Origin of the sequence: Sphingomonas sp. (assembly GCF_013816785.1) — a bacterium.
Taxonomy (GTDB): domain Bacteria; phylum Pseudomonadota; class Alphaproteobacteria; order Sphingomonadales; family Sphingomonadaceae; genus Sphingomicrobium.
Map to the genome: position 1 here is coordinate 18,020 of NZ_JACDDV010000006.1, position 17,282 is coordinate 35,301.

Here is a 17,282-nt window from a genome sequence, read left to right on the forward strand (position 1 = left end):
GCCATGAGCCTTACCGTCGCGCTCGTCGCGATCCTGCTGATCGCCGTCGCTGCCGGTCTCTTCGCCCTCAATCGGGCGAAGGGGCTGCGCCGCGGCGGCCAGCGGCTCAACAGCCTGCCCAATTACCATGCCTTCTATGTTGCGCTGTGGACCGCGCTACCGGCGTTGCTATTTCTCGCCATCTGGACCCCGGTCCAGGCGAACCTCGTCAACCAGGCGGTGCTCGCCTCCCCGGCCGGCCAGAAATTGCCGGCGTTCGACATGGCGCGCGACACGATCCTCGGCGAAGCGCGCGATATCGCCAGCGGTGCGATCGAAACCGGATTCAACCCCGAGTCCACTGCGCTGGCGCCGGTCTATGCGGAGGCCAGCGCCAGGTTCGCGGCGATCGGCGGCGGCATCGCCATCCTGATCGCGCTCGGAGGGGCGCTATTTGCGCTGCGCCGCGTCCGCGCCGACTTTCGCGCCCGGTCCGGGGTCGAACGCTGGGTGCATGGCTTGCTGGTCGGCGCCTCGCTGATCGCCATATTGACCACGCTCGGCATCGTCCTGTCATTGATGTTCGAGAGCCTTCGGTTCTTCAACCTGGTCAGCCCGACCGAATTCCTGTTCGGCACCGAATGGAGCCCACAGACCGCGCTGCGCGCCGATCAGGCCGGGTCGTCGGGTGCGTTCGGATCAATCCCGCTGTTCTGGGGCACTGCCTTCATCGGCGCGATCATCGCCATGATCGTCGCCATTCCGCTCGGCCTGATGAGCGCGATCTTCCTCACCCAATATGCGCCGTACCAGCTGCGCGCCTGGCTTAAGCCGATGCTCGAGATTCTCGCCGGCGTGCCGACCGTGGTTTACGGCTATTTCGCCGCGCTGACGGTCGCACCAATTGTGCGCGACTTCGGCATTTCGATCGGCATCGAGTCCGCCAGCAGCGAGAGCGCGCTCGCGGCGGGTCTGGTGATGGGCATCATGATCATCCCGTTCGTCAGCTCGATGGCTGACGATTCGATCGCCGCGGTGCCGCAGGCGATGCGCGATGGCAGCCTGGCCCTTGGCGCAACCCGGTCGGAAACGATCAAGAAGGTCGTCCTGCCCGCTGCCTTGCCCGGCGTGGTCGGCGGCGTCCTGCTGGCGGTCAGCCGGGCGATCGGCGAGACAATGATCGTCGTCATGGCCGCCGGCCTGGCCGCCAACCTGACCGCCAACCCGTTCGCCAGCGTGACCACCGTCACCACCCAGATCGTCCAGCTGCTAACGGGCGACCAGGAATTCGACAGCCCCAAAACCCTCGCCGCCTTTGCGCTCGGACTGGCGCTGTTCATCATCACGCTGATCCTCAACCTCATCGCGCTGCGCGTGGTGCGCAAATATCGGGAGGCTTATGAATAGCGCCACGCCTACCCGCTGGACTGATGGGTCGATGGAGAAGCGCGTCGCCAGGCGCTACGCCGCCGAGCGCCGCTTCAAGCTGTTCGGGCTGGCGGCCGTCGGCCTGTCGGTGGCCTTCCTCGCCTTCCTCCTCATCACCATGGTGTGGAAGGGCGCGGGCGGATTCACGCGGACCGAAATCAAACTAGCCATCGACTTCCCGCGCTCCGATCTGATGCTCGACCCCGCGGCACTGAAGGGACCGGAGGCCGCCGAGGCGATCGGCGCGGCGGGGATTGACGGAGTCTTGGAGCAAGCTGCCACACAGCAATATGGCCAAGGCGGTAGCGACCTGTTCGGCGAAGCGAGCGCCCGCGCTCTGGAGCGGCAACTGGTCAAGGACCCGGACCTACTGGGCAGGCGCGCCGAGCTGTGGTTGCCGGCCTCGTCTAAGGCCGACGTCGCCGCCAAGCAGGAAGGCGATCCGGCGATCGAGAAGCTGGTTGCCGGGGCGCAGACCCGTCGCGTCGCCAATCTCAATTTCCTGACCGCATCGGACGCCACCGACGCCTCGGTGGTCGGCGTGTGGGGGGCGCTCAAAGGCACCTTCCTGACGATCATGGTGACGATGCTGCTCGCTTTTCCGATTGGCGTGCTGGCCGCGCTTTATCTCGAGGAATTCGCGCCGCGGAACCGCTGGACCGACATGATCGAGGTCAGCATCAACAATCTCGCCGCGGTGCCGTCGATCATCTTCGGCCTGTTGGGCCTCGCGGTGTTCCTCAATTTCATGCACCTGCCGCGCTCAGCGCCGCTGGTCGGCGGGCTGACCCTGGCGCTGATGACCATGCCGGTGATCGTCATCGCCGGCCGTAACGCGATCACCTCGGTGCCGCCGTCGATCCGCGACGCGGCATTGGGGGTCGGCGCCTCAAAGATGCAGGTCGTGTTCCACCATGTCCTGCCGTTGGCGCTGCCCGGCATCCTGACCGGCACGATCATCGGCATGGCGCGGGCGCTGGGCGAGACCGCGCCGCTGCTGATGATCGGCATGCGCGCCTTCATCGCTTCGCCGCCCGGGGGTATCACCGACCCGTCAAGCGTCCTGCCCGTTCAGATTTTCCTCTGGTCCGACGAGGTCGACCGCGGCTTCGTCGAGAAAACTTCGGCGGCGATTATCGTGCTGCTCATCTTCATGCTGCTGATGAACGGGCTCGCCATCTATCTCCGCAACAAATTCGAACGCCGCTGGTAGGCTGGAAATCGACATGATCGACACTATTGTCCCCGTCCCCACCGACACTGCCGAACCGGCGATCGAGGATCGCTCGCCCAAGATGACGGCGCGCAATGTCCGCGTATCCTATGGCGGCAAGGAGGCGTTGAAGGGCGTCGGCATCGACATTCACGACGACCGGGTGACCGCATTCATCGGCCCCTCGGGTTGCGGCAAGTCGACCTTCCTCAGGTGTCTCAACCGAATGAACGACACGATTCCCGGCGCGCGCGTCACCGGCCAGATCGAGCTCGATGGGCAGGACATCAACTCCTCGGCGATGGACGTCGTCCAACTGCGCGCGCGGGTCGGGATGGTGTTCCAGAAGCCCAACCCCTTCCCCAAATCCATCTATGAGAATGTCGCGTACGGCCCGCGCATTCATGGCCTCGCCCAGGGCAAAGCGGAGCTTGACGCGATCGTCGAGAAATCGCTGAAGCGCGCCGGCCTGTGGGAAGAAGCCAAGGACCGGTTGCAGGAAAGCGGCACGGCGCTGTCGGGCGGTCAGCAGCAGCGGCTGTGCATCGCCCGCGCCATCGCCGTTGATCCCGAAGTGATTTTGATGGACGAGCCCTGCTCGGCGCTCGATCCGATCGCCACCGCGAAAATCGAGGAGCTGATCCACGAGCTGCGCGGCCGCTATGCGATAACGATCGTGACGCACAATATGCAGCAGGCCGCGCGCGTCAGTCAGCGGACCGCATTCTTCCATCTCGGCGAGATGGTCGAATATGGCAAAACCTCGGAAATCTTTACGAACCCGCGCGAGCAGCGCACCCAGGATTATATTACCGGCCGCTACGGCTGATCGGAGCAACGGACATGGCGACCACCAGCGGACATACGATCAAGGCATTTGACGAGGATCTCGACCGGCTGCGCGCGCTCATCAGCCAGATGGGCGGGCTGGCCGAGCATGCCATCCGCGAGTCGATGCGCTGCCTCGTCCAGCGCGATCTCGAAGGCGCCGAGCGCGTGGTCGAAAATGACAAGAAGCTCGACGCGCTCGAGATCGAGACCGAGAAGCGCGCCGTGCGGCTGATCGCCTTGCGCGCCCCGATGGCCGGCGATTTGCGCGATGTCGTCGCGGCGATGAAAATTTCGAGCGTGGTTGAGCGGATCGGCGACTATGCCAAGAACATTTCCAAACGCGTCCCGCTGCTCGAGAATGTCGGCAACATCGAGCCATTGTCGTTGCTGCCCGAAATGGCGCGCATCGCCACCGAGATGGTCCATGATGTCTTGAACGCCTTCGTCGAGCGCGATGCCGATGCGGCGGTGCGGGTGGTCGAGCGCGACCGGGCGGTCGACGATTTCTACAACAGCATCTTCCGCACACTCCTCACCTTCATGATGGAAAACCCCAACAACATCGGGCAGTCGACGCATCTGCTGTTCATCGCCAAAAATGTCGAACGGGTCGGCGATCACGCCACCAACATCGCCGAAATGGTCTATTACGCCGCCACCGGACAGCACCTCGCCGACCGTCCGCGCGGCGAAGACCTGTACAAGGCCTAGGGCGGTGGCTTCCAAACGCCTCCTGCTGGTTGAGGATGACCGCGCGTTGGCCGAACTGGTCGCGTTCCATTTCGATCGCGCCGGCTATGCGGTCACCCGCACCGGCGACGGCGAGGAAGCGCTGATCCTGGCCGATGAAATCAAGCCCGACCTGGTCCTGCTCGACTGGATGATCGAGGGAATCAGCGGGATCGAGGTGTGCCGCCGCCTGCGCCGCCGCGGGGCGACCGCAAACGTGCCGATCATCATGCTCACCGCGCGCGGCGAGGAAGACGACCGCATTCGCGGGCTGGAAACGGGCGCCGACGATTATATGACCAAGCCGTTCAGTCCCAAGGAATTGGTCGCGCGCGCCGGCGCAGTGCTGCGCAGGGTCCGCCCCGCGCTTGCGGCCGAGGGGTTGAGCTATGCCGGGGTCGACATGGACCTTGTCGCACATCGGGTGAAACGCGACGGTGGTGCGGTTCAGCTCGGGCCGACCGAATATCGACTGTTGCGCCATTTCCTCGAAAACCCGGGCCGTGTCTTTTCGCGCCAGCAATTGCTCGAAACCGTTTGGCCGCACAGCGAGGACATCGAGCTCAGAACAGTCGACGTCCATATCCGCCGATTGCGCATGGCGCTCGGCGAGCCGGACATCGTGCGAACTGTGCGCAGCGCGGGCTATGCGTTGGATGCCGAAGGGGTTGCCTAAGCCCCTCTCCTCGCCCCAATAGCCCACCCCATGGCACGCAAGAACAAGGGCAAGGGGGGCGGCAATCCTAATCGACCCCGATTCTGGGGCAAACACGCGGTGGCGGCGGCGCTCGACAATCCCGATCGCACGGTGTTCAAAGCTTGGTCGACCCGCGAAGCCGCGGAGTTTATGAACTTTCCCAAGGAAATGCCGGTGGTCCTTGCGGACGTCGCCGATCTGGGCCGCATGGTGCCCGGCGACACGCCGCACCAAGGCGTGGTGGTCGAGGTCGAGCCGCTGGAGGATATCTGGCTGGCCGACCTGCTGGCTGGCGCGCCCGAACGCGCGGTGCTGCTGGTGCTCGACCAGGTCACCGACCCGCACAATGTCGGCGCCATCCTGCGTTCCGCCGCCGCGTTCGGGGCGATCGGCATCGTCACACAGGACCGCCACGCGCCGCCCGAAGGCGGGGCGCTGGCAAAAGCGGCGTCGGGCGCGTTGGAGCGGGTGCCGTGGGCGCGGGTGGTCAATTTGGCTCGCGCGCTGGAGGAAATAGCCGAAGCGGGTTTTTGGCGGATCGGGCTGGCGGGCGAAGCGCCGATGGAACTGAAGGAGGCGCTCGGCCCCCCGCGGATCGCGCTTGTGCTCGGCGCCGAAGGCCCGGGCATGCGCCACAATGTCCGCGAACATACCGACGCGCTGGCCAGGCTGCCGATTTCGGACGCGGTCGAAAGTTTGAACGTTTCCAACGCCGCCGCGGTGGCGCTTTACGCGGCGAGCGTCGCCTAATGGTCCGCACCGCGCAAAGCCTCAACGCCAGCCTCGATGCGTTGGCCAAACGAGAAAAGGCGTTTAAACGGGTGCTGAAAAGCCACGGCCGGCCCGAGCCTCGCCTTAGCGAGCCGGGCGTCGAGACGCTGCTCCGGACTATCGTCGGCCAACAGGTTAGTGTCGCCGCCGCGCGGTCGATGTGGAACAAGTTGATCGCCAAATATGGCCAGCCGGTCGATCTCGCCGCGCTCATCGAGGCGAGCGACGAGCAATTGCGCGAGGCCGGCCTGTCGCGGCAGAAGGCGAGCTATACGAGGAGCCTCGCGGGACTCGTCCTGTCGGGCGAGCTCGACCTCGCGCATTTACCCGAGGACGACGAGGAAGCGATTGCGCTTTTGATCAGAATCAAGGGGATTGGCCGCTGGTCGGCGGAAATCTATCTGCTGTTCGCCGAAGCGCGCGACGACATCTGGCCGGCGGGCGATCTCGCCGTGCAGATCGAGATCGGGCGGCTGCTCGGCCTCGACGAACGGCCTTCAGAAAAGCAGCTCCGCGAGCTGGCCGAGGCCTGGCGGCCTCATCGCGGCGCTGCAGCCGTGCTAGCCTGGCATAGCTATAACAGCATCGGCACGGCGCTCTAGCCTAACGCGACAGCCCCATGCTGTGGGCGCGGGTGCTGAGCCCGCGAAAGATGCGCGGGCCGAGGTCAAGGCGGAACGGCGCGAGCTTTTCATCCTCATCGCCGCCGCGCCCAACGAGGAAGCTGGCCGATGCCTGGCCTTCACCGGCGGACGAGCGGAAATGGACGTTGAAGGCCACCATCGGAACGAACAGGCGACGTCCCTCGACCTCGAAGTCGCGGACCTGATCGAGCGGCAGTCGCACCGCGCTTTTCAGGCTAACCCGGCCGAGCGGCGGGATTGCCGCCATGCGGTCGCCGGGACCTGCAGGCTGCTGAAAGAAGATGCCGATTTCCTCGTCCTGTGCGGCATGAGCCGAAACCAGCTTGGCCTCGACCAGCACGTCGCGCGCGGGGGCGGAGCCGGCGTTGATGATCAGCATGTCATATTGAAGCATCACCTCGTGCTCGGTGACCACCGCCCGGTCGGGGGTGAACTGGACGCTGAGCTCGGGTTTGAGCCGGGTGGAGGTGATCAAACCGTCGCCGGCCGGGGGCGGAACGGGCACCGCGCGCGGCGGGATTGGATGATTGGCGGGGATGGGAGCAGGCGCGGGCGGAACCTTGCGCGGCAAGTCCGCAGCGGCGTCGGGCTGCGGTCCGGCAAACGCCAGCCGGCCGAAATCGGCGTAGCGGTCCCGCCGCGCGCGTCGATCCCGGAGCAAATAGAAAATACCGCCGGCCAGCGCGATCAGCGCGATGATCCACGGCCAGGTCGGGAACCCGCTTGGCGGTGACGCGGGCAGCGCGTCGTCCGCGGGCGGGGCCGTTACATCGAATGACGGCTGAGTGACCGCGCCGGGGGTGGGTCCGGAAAGGTCTTGCAGGCGCGAGGCCGGGGTCGCCGCGGGAAGCGTCGCATTGCCACGGGTGCGCGATGACTGGGCCGCTGCGGGCGGACGTGTCAGCGCTGGGCCGACCTGCGACACGGTGCCAGGTGAGACCGTCGATGGGGCGGCCCTCACTGGTCGCGCGGTGGGCGCAGGCTGGCCGGTCGCGGCCGTCGACGGCGTGTCGGCGCGGCGAGTGACGGTTCCGTTCAGCGTGAAGTTGCGCAATTGCGCTGGGCCAACGGTCTCGGCGGAGGGCGGCGGGGCGGCCGTGACGTCGATCGGCGCATCGGTATTCTGTGCCCAGGCCGGGGCCGCGAGCGCGATCATCGATGCGGCGGTGGCGCTTCGGAAATTGGTCATCGTCATGCGGCGCAATGCCGTCATTTCCCCGCCCTGTCTGCCCTAAAGAAAAAGAAAGGCGCGCGCATCAGCCCCCGCGACGCACGCGCCTCCACGCCCGCTTTTGCCTCGCAAGCCGCGCGAAGACAAGAGCTTGCATGCTTAGTGTTCGTCGACCAGCACCAGTTCCGCGTCGGAGACGGCTTCGATTGTGATGTGGGTCTCGCCGGTGATGGCGACCCCATCGCCGCCGCTCGCCTCGATTCCGTTTACCTTCACGGCGGCCGACGGCACTAGATACAGATGGCGCTGGGGGTCGCCAACGTAGGCGAGGCTGGCCCCAGCTTTCAGCGTCGCGCCGAGTAACCGCGCGTCGGCATTGATCGATAGGGCGCCGTCGTCGGCATTGCCGCTGGCGAGCAATTGGAAGCTGCCTTCGCGAGCCCCTTTCGGGAACGGCATCATACCCCAGGCAGCTCCACCCCGGGCCGATCGGTTTCGACCCAGATCTGGAACAGCGTCGTCGGCTCGTCCTCCAAATTATATTCGGCGTGGGTGACGCCGGATCCGGCGCTCATCACCTGGACGTCGCCGGCCGGCGTGCGGCCCTTGTTGCCGAGCGAATCCTGGTGGGTGATCGCGCCGGTGCGAACATAGGTGATAATTTCCATGTCGCGGTGCGGATGCGGCGGAAAGCCGCTTTTCGCCGCGATGCGGTCGTCGTTCCACACACGGATCGCGCCCCAGCCTGTGCGGGCCGGGTCGTGATAGTCGGCGAAGCTGAAATGGTGACGGGCGTCGAGCCAGCCATGGTCGGCGTGGCCGAGCGAAGCAAAGGGACGAATGTCGATCATGGCCGCAAAATGGCCCCTGGCGCCAAGCCTTCAAGTGTCAAGCATGTAACCGTAGTCTGGCGGCGTAAGCGGAGGCTTTTTCGGCATAATGGGCGGCCGACAGGCGCAGCATCGCCACCTGCTGCTCGTCCAGCATACGCACCACCCGCGCCGGGGCGCCGACGATCAGGCTGCGCGGCTCGAACATTTTGCCTTCGCTGACCAGCGCCCCGGCGCCGACGATGCACTGCGCGCCGATCACCGCCCCGTTCAAGATGCGTGCGCCCATGCCGATCAGCGCCTCGTCATGGACCGTGCAGCCATGGAGGATCGCCTGGTGTCCGATGGTAACCCTCGCGCCGATGGTCAGCGGCGCATCGGGGTCGCTGTGGCCGATCGCGCCATCCTGGAAATTGCTGTCTTCGCCAATCAGGATCGGCGTGTTGTCGGCGCGGATTACCGCCCCGAACCACACCGACGCGCGCGGCCCCAGGCGGACATCGCCGATCAGGTCGGCCGATGGCGCGACCCAAGCGCTGGCGTCGATCGAGGGAACATGGTGGTCGAGCGCGTAAAGCGGCATGGCAAGGAGGCTAATCCGAAATGGATGAAACGTCGATGTATCGCGTCCGGAAAGCCGCGTACCGGCGGTCGCAATGGCCTACGGCAGGGGACAAGATTTGCGCGACAGCATCGTTCCACGCCGGGCGGAGCGGATGCCCCTTCGTGCCGACGTCGACTTGCGCCGCGCCGGCGACCATCGCTATCGCGTCAATATCCTCGACTTCTCGCCAGCGGGGTGCCGCATCGAGCTGCCCGAACGTGTGCTCTTGCAGGAAATCATCTGGGTCTCGCTGCCGGGCATCGAGACGCTCGAAGCGCGGGTTCAGTGGGTCAAGGACTGGGTCGCGGGCGTCGAATTCACTAGGCCGTTGCACCCGGCCGTGTTCGACATGGTGGCGCGCCGGATGAAAAGAGACGCTTGAGCTCGGCAAACCCGCTCATTTGTGCATTCACTCCCCCTTTTATTTACCGCTTTTCCGAAGGGGAGGAATTGCGGTAAAGGTAAATTAAAGGGGGCGGCATGTCGAACATCGCGGGCAAAGCCTATGGCATGACGGTGGTGACACCGATGTCGCCCCGCCTGACCTGGTTGTGCTCCTATATCTTTCGCGCGGTGCGGTGCTTCCCGGCGACCTTGGGGCCGTTGATCGGCCTGTCGATTATCCACTTCGCTCGCTGGGCGATTATCAGGCGCGACCAATGGCCCAACCTCGGTAACGGACCGGAGCGGCTGCGACACGACTGCCTGCTGTTCTGCAGCAACTTCAATGGGACGTGGGACCAGTATATCGACGCCTTTTCGGCGGGCGTGCCCGCCGGGCTCAACCTCCTATGGTATCGCAATGTCCGATTCCCCGGGGCGGTCCCGAATACGCCATTCAAGGAATATATTCGCGTCAATCAGCTCTTTACCGACTTTTACTACAACGCCACGCCAGGCGTCGCGCAACGTGACATCAAAAGCGCGCTCAGGGTGCGGCAAATGCTGCTCGACCTTGAGCGGGCCCATGCGCGGCTCAGCCCGGCCGAATTCGCCGGTGCCTATCGCGCGGCGCTGATCGCAGTTCAAAACGATCTTGGCTCGCACGGGCCCTCGCCGGTGGCGTCAACCGACACGGCGACCGCCGATGCCAACAAGCTCCTCAGGATCGCCGAAGGGCAATATGCGGTAGCAATCTGATCGGACCCCTCGCGGAAAGGCCGAACCCATGCCGAATGTTGACGGCGGACATTATTTTCTGACGGTGCTGGCGCCGTTACTGCTCAGCGACGAGCTGGCCGCCGACGGGTCGATCGAATGCCCCAGCAACATGTTGCGCAAGCTGCTGGCGCTTATGCCGACGACCGGCGGCGGCCCCGAACCTACCCTTGCAGGATCGGAAATCGTCGGGCAGTTCGTCAGTCCGTTCGCACGCAACCGGCTTAACCACTTCGCCCGGTTCGCGGTAATCGAGGACGTTAATTACAATGGCCGGATCAACGGCGACGGGCTGTTCGAGGCGCTCAAAGGGATCAACCCGGCCGAGCTGCAAGCGGTCGATCATCTGTCACGGCCCTATCTGCTGTTCGCAGCGGAGTTCGACCCCAATCGCGAAGGCGCGCCCGAGCCCGACGTCTATCTCGACAGGCTGTGGCAAACGATGGAGGTCGAGCTGCGCCAGATTTTTGGGCATTGTTATCGCTTCGTCGAGGTGCAGAACGCGGGCGATTTCGTCCGCTACATCAAGCGGTGCCAGGTCGAAACGACCATGCCCTTCAACGATTACTGGATCGACCCGCCGCCGTTCAAGAGCTTGCGGATGTGGCCGCTCCTCGCAGGTGCAATCGCGCTGGCGGGCGCAGCCGGATTCGCCGTGTCGCGCGTCCTTCGATCCTTCATCGGCCCCGACCTGGAGTGGTCGCTAGCGTTCCTTGTGGGGATCGCCGTCCTGGTCTTCGTAATATTGTTCGCGATACGCCGGCGCGCCGTCCAGCCGTTTGCCACCGCCCCCGGTTCGGATTTGGCGACCATCCTCAAGGCTCTCTATCTGCAGAAGAATTTCGTCGATTTTGCAATCACGAACCAAGGCGGCCCGCCCGACGCGCTGAGCACGGCGTTTGGCGATTTTCTCAAGCAGCATCGACCGCGCGAGGCTGAACCGTCGCAACCTCCTGCCGTGGTCAGCGCATGACTACGGTCGTCGCACCACCCGGCAAGCCCGGCGCACTCGAACTAGCGGACATTCAGGGCAATATCCTTTCGGCCTATGGCAAGGAGGGCTTTCCCAAGGCGCGCTACCTCCTGATCAGTTCGAGCAACGCAGAGAAAGGCCGGGAGCTCGTCCGTTGGCTCTATCCAATGGTCACCACCGCCGTGCGCTGGCCGTCCAGCAAATATGGTCGCTTCGGCAAGGCCCGTGTCGAGCGACCGACAGTTGCACTCAACGTCGCCTTCTCATTTTGGGGCCTGGTCGCGCTTGGCGTGCCGGTGCGCACACTCGAAACCTTTCCCGACGAGTTCGTCCAGGGCATGGCGCGCCGTGGGATTATCCTGGGCGACATATTGCCCGGCGTCGCCAAACCGCCGTGGGATCCTGTGTGGCAGAATGAGGAATCGCAGGACGGGGCGTCGAAAGGCCACATCCTCATCACGCTCAACGCACAGATGGACCCGGCCACGGGCGAGGCGGTGCCCGAACTTGAAGCGATGACATCGGCCATCCGCACGTTCTGCGTGAATAGCGCAGGCGCGCTTCAAATGCTCGCCGGGCATGATTCTTCCGGCGCCGATTTCCAGGCGCTCTCCGCGATCATCGAACCGACCACGGACGGCTTTCAACCGACGGCCAAGGAGCATTTCGGCTTCACCGACGCGATCAGCGATCCCGTGTTCAGCGGGCAGTTCCCGCGGGATCTCGAAGCCGAACGTGCGCGCGGCAACGGAAAAATGACGTCGAATGGTGAATGGGTGCCGCTCGCGACGGGAGAGTTCCTGCTCGGCTACCCCGATGAGGCACAGGAAATCCCGGTGGGAGGAATGCTGCGCAGCTTCGGGCGCAACGGCACCTTCATGGCTTACCGCAAGCTGCAGCAGAACGTCGTCGCGTTCCGAAAATGGATTGATGAGACGGCACCGCGATACGGCGCGGTCTCGGGCATTGTCGACCCGATTGCGGCGCGCGCAACGCTGATGGCGAAAATCGCCGGACGCTGGCCGGATGGCGCGCCGATCTCGCTATTTCCCGATTATGCGACCTGGGTCGCGACTGAGGATTCGGCGACGGCGACGGTGGAGGAGCGGCGGCGCCTGTCCAATTTTGCCTATTTCGACGATCCGGACGGCGTCAAATGTCCGCTAACCTCCCATGTCCGGCGCGCCAATCCGCGCGACACCAATGGCCCGGCGCCATCGGATGGGCGCACCCCGTCGAAGAGCGGCACCGTGCTAACCGACCGCCGCCGCATCTTGCGCCGCGGCCTTCCCTACGGTGTCTGCCCGGCCGACGCGACCGTCGAAGGCGAGCATGGCATTGTCATCCTGATCCTCTGTGCCAGCCTGCAGCGTCAGTTCGAATTCATGCAGCAGCAATGGGTCAATTACGGCGCCGATGCGCGTGCAGGCAACGACACCGACCCGCTGATAGGACTGCATGGCGACAAGGCCAAATTCGTTATCCCCGGCGACCCTTCGGAAGGCCGCCTGCCGTTCATCGCCGATGCGTTGCCGCAATTCGTCGAGACGCGCGGTGGCGCCTATTTCTTCGTGCCCAGCATGACCGCGTTGCAAATGCTTGGCCTGGGAATCATCGACCCGACCTGATCAGGCTCAAGCGGGGTCGAACTCGACCACCAAGTGCGCCGGGAACGGTCCGTCCAGAGCCAGACGGCCCGCTTGGCCGGCGGCACGGCGCAGGTTGCGCTGGAGTAGCAAAGGTTTGAGCGTCTGGACTATCTGCGCCTCGGCCAGCGGCGCGCCGATGCACCAATGAATGCCGCTGCCAAGCGTTAGATTGTTGTGTGACGCGCGACCGGGATCGAACGCCTTCGGCCGCTCGATGCGGCGCGGATCGAACATCGCGGAGTGCGTGCTGACTAGCATTTTGGTGCCCTTGGGAATGCGCTTGGCGCGGCGCGTGCCTTGCGCCACGATTGCATCCTCGGCGCATTCGCGAAACGGCCCCGGGTTGAGGGGCAGAAACCGAAACGCCTCCCACAGGCAGCGCTTCAGCAATTCGTCGTCATCGGCCCGCGCAGCGGCCTGCGTGGCGCGCATCATGTCTGGGCGCCTGAGCAGCATTTCGAGCATATGCCCACCGGCCATGGTGTTGGTGGGAACGAAGCCGGTGATCATGCCGATCAGGATCGCCCGGATGGTTTCGTCAGGAACTGGCGCTCCGTCGGCCCCTTTCGCCGATACTAGCCGTGCCGCGATCGTGTCGCTGCCGGCGGGCGCCGCGCGTGCCCCCGCAATCGCCGCGTCGATGATCGGGCGGAGTTCCGCACCCGCCTTGACGGCTTCGTCGCGCACCGTCGGATCGTTGGACGGGTCGCCGAACATGAAGGTGCTCATCGCGATCGTGATATGGGCAAAGCGAGTTTCGTTCGGGACCGCGACCCCATAATAGCGCTCGCAGATCCGGGTCGGTACGCGCGTCACCAGATCCTCAATCGCGTCGATCCGGCCGCGGCTGGACATGACCAGCGCCTCGGCTTCCTCGGCCGCGATGGGCCCGACGATCGCGCGATTGTCACTGGTAGGAAAGGTGTTGGCGACAAGTTCGTGGAGGGCCCGGTAATCGGCTCCGTCGGCCATGCCGAGGAGGAAATTCGGACCGCCGTTGAGCAATTCGATCTTAGGACCGAACGGCACCGCGAACACGTCCTGGCGCTTCAACACTTCGATGACATCCTCGTAGCGGCTGATAAACGCCCACCCCCGAATCACGACGATTGGCCAGAATCGGCGCGCAAAGGCGTAAATCGCGTAGGGATGATCGAGCAGATAGGAGATCACGGCCGAGCCGATGCCGGGCTTCTTAGCCGCCACCCGGGCGGGCTGGAACCCGGTTCCGGACTGGCTCTGCTTTCGGCCTATCAGCGTGGCTGCTGCGTAGGTCATGTTATACCCCCTTTACCCGCGCAAGAACCAGGTCAGACGCGTATCTTGGCCACGATCGGCGATTGTTCTTCGAGCGACGCAAGCCCCGCGCGATAGCGCGACAGATGCAGTGCCGCCCCCTGACGCTCGGCAATCGCGATCGCGCGCCTGATGGCCGTCGTCGCCCCCTCAACATCGCCAAGTTGCCGCTGTAATTCGCCGCGCACCATAGCGATGTCCGCGCTGTCGTTGGCCATGCCGGTTTCGGCCATCACCGCCTCTGCCTTCGCGATTTCCTGACTGGCGGCCTCGAACTGCCCCCCCTCCATTAGCGCTTCGGCAAGCCACATGAAGAAGGTCGGCGCGTAGAGAACACTGCCGGTGCCGCGATAGTAGTCGATACCCGTCGACAGCACCGCAATCGCTTGCTCGATCGGGGCTGTGCTCATCAAGAGCCGGCCGCGCAGTATCTCGCATACGGCAGCATGGAATCCGATCTCATGCTCTCGCGTCAGGTCGGCCAGCTCGTTCACCATCGCTTCAGTCCCGTCGGTCAAGCCGTGGAATAGGTTGACCAAAATCTGCCCGGTCAGCGCCTGGGCCAGATTATAAGGCTGGCCGAGCAGCCGCGCCTCGGCCACCGAATCCGCAGCCGCGGCGAACGCCTGGTCGCGATGGCCAAGGCTGCTGTGAACGAAGCCCGCGTACATCAACATCACGACGCGCGGATCGTCGACCACGATTTCCGCGTAGGCGCGCCGCCGCGATGGGTCGAACTCGGCAAGTCCGCGTTCCAGAAAGGCAAGCGACCTGGCGAAATTGCCCAGCGGATAGCCGAGCACGCCTTGCGCGCGGCAACCAATCACGACCCACACCGGATCGTTGGCCGCTTCGGCTTCCTTCAGCAATTCATCGGCCCGCGTTTCCGCCGAGTGCAGCCGGCCGCACAGCAGGTCGTTGATCCACAGGCCGTGAAGAACGGCGAGCAGTTCCGCGCGATGCCCGGTGACCCCGCAAAGTTCACGCGCCCGTTCGAATGCGGCACCGGTTTCGGGGACGGCGTAACCAACCGTGGCGATCAGCGCCTTGCCCAGCGCAAGCTGAAGCTTCAACTCGTCCTGCGAGCGCTCAGGTCCATCGGGCATCTGGGCGACGCAGGCCAGCCCGTGTTGCAGCCGTGCCTTGGCCTCGGGCATTGCCGAATTGGCCAGCGCCGCCAGCCCCGCCTTCAGCCAATAGCCAGCGGCGGCCCCGGCGTTGCCGCCTTCGGCCGCATAATGGGCAAGCCTTTCGGGCTTGTCACGAGCTATCGCCGACGAATCGGCCTCGAGCAATTCCAGCAATCGCAGGTTGAGCCGCCTTCGATCGGCGCGCAGCAAAGTCGTGTAGGCCGCCTCCTGGATGAGCACGTGGCGAAACACGAATTGCTCCAGCCCGCGCGACGTGTCGGTCGTCACCAATCCGCTTTCGGTAAGCCGGTCGAGCGCGCCATTGATTTCGGCGATTGGAACCTCGGCCAGCGACGCCAGTAGGTCCCGTGTAAAACGGCGTCCGATTACAGATGCGATCTGGGCAATGCGCTTGGCCGGGCCGAGCAGGGCGAGCCGGGCAAGGAGCGAGTCCTGCAGCGACATCGGCAGTTCGAACTCGTCGATCGGCATCTTGCCCTTTTCGGTCGCCAGCTCGACCGTCGACCGGGTCAATTCCTCCAGAAACAAGGGGACGCCGTCGGCCCGGCGGAGGATCGCCCGGCGGACGCTCGGCGGCAATCGCTCGGCTCCCGGCACGCTCAAGACCAGTGTGCCGGCCTCGACCAATTCCAGTGGCAGGAGGCGAAGCCGCTTGACGTGCGAAAGATCGGCCCAGCCGGGCTCAAACTCGGGCCGTGCAGTGACGATCAACAAAGCCTGGCCGAATTGACCGTCACGGATCGCGCGATCGAGCACGGTCAGTGACGTGGGATCGGCCCAGTGCGCGTCCTCGAAAAAGACCAATAGCGGAACCTGGTGCGAGAAGAGTTCGAATTGCCGCACAAGCGCATCGATCGTCCGATCAAGCCGCTGCGACGCCGTGAGGTTGGCAACCGCCTCCGTCGCCGTCGCCTGGATACCAGCGAACCGGGCGAGCACTGCGGCGTCGTCCGGAGTGGTGTCGGGCGCCCAAGCCGCCACTCCGCCACGCGACGATCGCTGGAGATGGCTGACGAAAGGATAGAGCGGCGTTTCCGTGCTGTGCGCTGCGCACGATAGGTTGATGCGCTGCACGGGAACCGCCTGATCTTCAGCCAGGAAAGCGGTTGCCAGATGCGATTTACCGACACCCGGTTCGCCAATCAGCAGCAGCGCGCGGTCGGCCCCGGTCAGGGCATCGCCTAGCGTCGACCGCATGGTCGCCAGTTCGGCATCGCGCCCGACCAGCAGGATAGACCGCTTGGCCGTCTGGGACGCCTCATGCAGCGTTGAATCGGAAACGCGCCAGGCCTGGACCGGGGCGACAAACCCCTTGACCTCGAATAGGCCAATATCGATCAGATCGAACGTCCCGCCGAGCACACGTCGTGTACCATCCGAAACGACCACCGATTGGGGCGCCGCGCAGGATTGAAGCCGGGCAGCGAGATTGGCGACGGTGCCGACGACCTCATTGCCGCCTTCGCCGTCGCCCAATTGATTGACGATGCCCTCTCCGGTGGCGATGCCGATACGGATACTCGCTGCTTCCCCATTTGGGAGAATCAGGTCGCTTGTTGCCGCGACCGCGCGAAGTCCGGCCAGCACGGCACGTTCGGCAGCATCCTCCTGTGCGGTCGGATAACCGAAATAGACCACGGCGCCGTCTCCGACTCGGCTGCCGACATAGCCACCAAGGCTCCGTGCCGCGCCTTCGACTGCGTGATGGAAATGTTCGACCGCGTCGCTGAAATCTTCCGGATCGCAAATGCCGGCAAGCGCGGTCGATCCGACCAGATCGTAGAACATAATCGTCATCTGCCGCCGCTCGCCGGCGCGACGGGCACGATCGGGCAGCGCGACAATCGATCCTTCCCCACCCCCCTGGGTCAAGATAGAACCGCATTGGCCGCAGAAGCGGTTGCCCGCCGGTTGCTCCACGCGACACTTTTCGCAGTACATTTCGGCCTCAAGCCCGTTGTCTTACCGGGGAATTAAAACTGCAAGCGGATTCTGGCGGTTTGCGCCACCGAGTCAGGGGGAGCGAGGTGCATCAGCATGAGTTTGGTCCACGCCGCGGCGTTGCCCATGGCCCCGCCCAGGTGAGTTGGAATTACCCCGCGTGACCTCCCCAAAATGTTGAGCCGAGTTCAACCTGTGCTGAAATGGCACCGCAATG

At 64.6% G+C, this 17,282-nt stretch carries 15 protein-coding genes and 1 pseudogene; 11 read left to right on the forward strand and 5 right to left on the reverse strand.

The features are described from left to right. The first annotated feature begins 3 nt into the window (after positions 1–3). The 7 genes from pstC to H0W65_RS02675 all read left to right on the forward strand — a co-directional run bounded on the left by pstC (position 4) and on the right by H0W65_RS02675 (position 6,250). A complete protein-coding gene (gene pstC / locus H0W65_RS02645; protein ID WP_294003643.1) occupies positions 4–1,386 on the forward strand; it encodes a phosphate ABC transporter permease subunit PstC in 1,383 nt (460 codons plus the stop codon). Next, positions 1,379–2,620, forward strand: coding sequence for a phosphate ABC transporter permease PstA (pstA, locus tag H0W65_RS02650; RefSeq protein ID WP_294003534.1), 1,242 nt, complete (start codon positions 1,379–1,381; stop codon positions 2,618–2,620). Before pstC ends, pstA begins: the two co-directional genes overlap by 8 nt. An 82-nt stretch (positions 2,621–2,702) precedes the next feature. Next, entirely contained in the window at positions 2,703–3,449 is a 747-nt protein-coding gene (gene pstB / locus H0W65_RS02655; RefSeq protein WP_294003644.1) for a phosphate ABC transporter ATP-binding protein PstB, read from the forward strand. A 14-nt stretch (positions 3,450–3,463) separates the two neighbouring features. Further along, entirely contained in the window at positions 3,464–4,162 is a 699-nt protein-coding gene (gene phoU / locus H0W65_RS02660) for a phosphate signaling complex protein PhoU (RefSeq protein WP_294003536.1), read from the forward strand. Positions 4,163–4,166: 4 nt separating this feature from the next. Beyond that, the gene (phoB, locus tag H0W65_RS02665) at positions 4,167–4,856 is read left to right on the forward strand and encodes a phosphate regulon transcriptional regulator PhoB (RefSeq protein ID WP_294003538.1); all 690 of its coding nucleotides are present in this window, start codon (positions 4,167–4,169) and stop codon (positions 4,854–4,856) included. A gap of 30 nt (positions 4,857–4,886) precedes the next feature. Next, entirely contained in the window at positions 4,887–5,627 is a 741-nt protein-coding gene (gene rlmB, locus H0W65_RS02670; RefSeq protein ID WP_294003540.1) for a 23S rRNA (guanosine(2251)-2'-O)-methyltransferase RlmB, read from the forward strand. Continuing rightward, positions 5,627–6,250, forward strand: coding sequence for a DNA-3-methyladenine glycosylase 2 family protein (locus tag H0W65_RS02675; RefSeq protein WP_294003542.1), 624 nt, complete (start codon positions 5,627–5,629; stop codon positions 6,248–6,250). The genes rlmB and H0W65_RS02675 overlap by 1 nt, the downstream gene beginning before the upstream one ends. Position 6,251: 1 nt before the next feature. Here the strand turns inward: H0W65_RS02675 and H0W65_RS02680 are convergent, their stop codons facing one another. From H0W65_RS02680 to H0W65_RS02690, 3 genes and pseudogenes are all read right to left on the reverse strand, one after another. Next, the gene (locus H0W65_RS02680; RefSeq protein ID WP_294003544.1) at positions 6,252–7,505 is read right to left on the reverse strand and encodes a hypothetical protein; all 1,254 of its coding nucleotides are present in this window, start codon (positions 7,503–7,505) and stop codon (positions 6,252–6,254) included. 117 nt (positions 7,506–7,622) lie between these two features. After that, positions 7,623–8,314: pseudogene (locus tag H0W65_RS02685) on the reverse strand (pirin family protein). Positions 8,315–8,351: 37 nt separating this feature from the next. Next, the gene (locus H0W65_RS02690; protein WP_294003546.1) at positions 8,352–8,876 is read right to left on the reverse strand and encodes a gamma carbonic anhydrase family protein; all 525 of its coding nucleotides are present in this window, start codon (positions 8,874–8,876) and stop codon (positions 8,352–8,354) included. A gap of 73 nt (positions 8,877–8,949) precedes the next feature. On the opposite strand from H0W65_RS02690, the gene H0W65_RS02695 reads away from it, so the two are divergent. From H0W65_RS02695 to H0W65_RS02710, 4 genes are all read left to right on the forward strand, one after another. Beyond that, positions 8,950–9,279 (forward strand): PilZ domain-containing protein, encoded by a 330-nt coding sequence (locus tag H0W65_RS02695; protein ID WP_294003548.1) that lies wholly within the window; start codon positions 8,950–8,952, stop codon positions 9,277–9,279. 98 nt (positions 9,280–9,377) lie between these two features. Continuing rightward, positions 9,378–10,037 carry a hypothetical protein gene (locus H0W65_RS02700; protein WP_294003550.1) on the forward strand — a complete coding sequence of 220 codons (660 nt, stop codon included), beginning with the start codon at positions 9,378–9,380 and terminating at the stop codon, positions 10,035–10,037. Between the two features lie 28 nt (positions 10,038–10,065). Continuing rightward, positions 10,066–11,028 carry a hypothetical protein gene (locus H0W65_RS02705; RefSeq protein WP_294003552.1) on the forward strand — a complete coding sequence of 321 codons (963 nt, stop codon included), beginning with the start codon at positions 10,066–10,068 and terminating at the stop codon, positions 11,026–11,028. After that, positions 11,025–12,656, forward strand: coding sequence for a Dyp-type peroxidase domain-containing protein (locus H0W65_RS02710; RefSeq protein WP_294003554.1), 1,632 nt, complete (start codon positions 11,025–11,027; stop codon positions 12,654–12,656). Before H0W65_RS02705 ends, H0W65_RS02710 begins: the two co-directional genes overlap by 4 nt. A gap of 6 nt (positions 12,657–12,662) precedes the next feature. Here H0W65_RS02710 and H0W65_RS02715 read toward each other — a convergent pair whose 3' ends face one another. Both H0W65_RS02715 and H0W65_RS02720 read right to left on the reverse strand, forming a co-directional pair. Then, positions 12,663–13,955 (reverse strand): cytochrome P450, encoded by a 1,293-nt coding sequence (locus H0W65_RS02715; protein WP_294003556.1) that lies wholly within the window; start codon positions 13,953–13,955, stop codon positions 12,663–12,665. 32 nt (positions 13,956–13,987) lie between these two features. After that, on the reverse strand, positions 13,988–16,996 hold the full coding sequence (locus H0W65_RS02720; RefSeq protein ID WP_294003558.1) for an AAA family ATPase: 3,009 nt from the start codon (positions 16,994–16,996) through the stop codon (positions 13,988–13,990). Positions 16,997–17,282: the final 286 nt, after the last annotated feature.

Bases quoted from the DNA above. Each gene is read 5' to 3' on its own strand.
- pstC (WP_294003643.1), top strand. From the start codon at position 4: ATGAGCCTTACCGTCGCGCTCGTCGCGATCCTGCTGATCGCCGTCGCT.
- pstA (WP_294003534.1), top strand. From the start codon at position 1,379: ATGAATAGCGCCACGCCTACCCGCTGGACTGATGGGTCGATGGAGAAG.
- pstB (WP_294003644.1), top strand. From the start codon at position 2,703: ATGACGGCGCGCAATGTCCGCGTATCCTATGGCGGCAAGGAGGCGTTG.
- phoU (WP_294003536.1), top strand. From the start codon at position 3,464: ATGGCGACCACCAGCGGACATACGATCAAGGCATTTGACGAGGATCTC.
- rlmB (WP_294003540.1), top strand. From the start codon at position 4,887: ATGGCACGCAAGAACAAGGGCAAGGGGGGCGGCAATCCTAATCGACCC.
- H0W65_RS02675 (WP_294003542.1), top strand. From the start codon at position 5,627: ATGGTCCGCACCGCGCAAAGCCTCAACGCCAGCCTCGATGCGTTGGCC.
- H0W65_RS02680 (WP_294003544.1), bottom strand. From the start codon at position 7,505: ATGACGGCATTGCGCCGCATGACGATGACCAATTTCCGAAGCGCCACC.
- H0W65_RS02690 (WP_294003546.1), bottom strand. From the start codon at position 8,876: ATGCCGCTTTACGCGCTCGACCACCATGTTCCCTCGATCGACGCCAGC.
- H0W65_RS02695 (WP_294003548.1), top strand. From the start codon at position 8,950: ATGGCCTACGGCAGGGGACAAGATTTGCGCGACAGCATCGTTCCACGC.
- H0W65_RS02700 (WP_294003550.1), top strand. From the start codon at position 9,378: ATGTCGAACATCGCGGGCAAAGCCTATGGCATGACGGTGGTGACACCG.
- H0W65_RS02705 (WP_294003552.1), top strand. From the start codon at position 10,066: ATGCCGAATGTTGACGGCGGACATTATTTTCTGACGGTGCTGGCGCCG.
- H0W65_RS02710 (WP_294003554.1), top strand. From the start codon at position 11,025: ATGACTACGGTCGTCGCACCACCCGGCAAGCCCGGCGCACTCGAACTA.
- H0W65_RS02715 (WP_294003556.1), bottom strand. From the start codon at position 13,955: ATGACCTACGCAGCAGCCACGCTGATAGGCCGAAAGCAGAGCCAGTCC.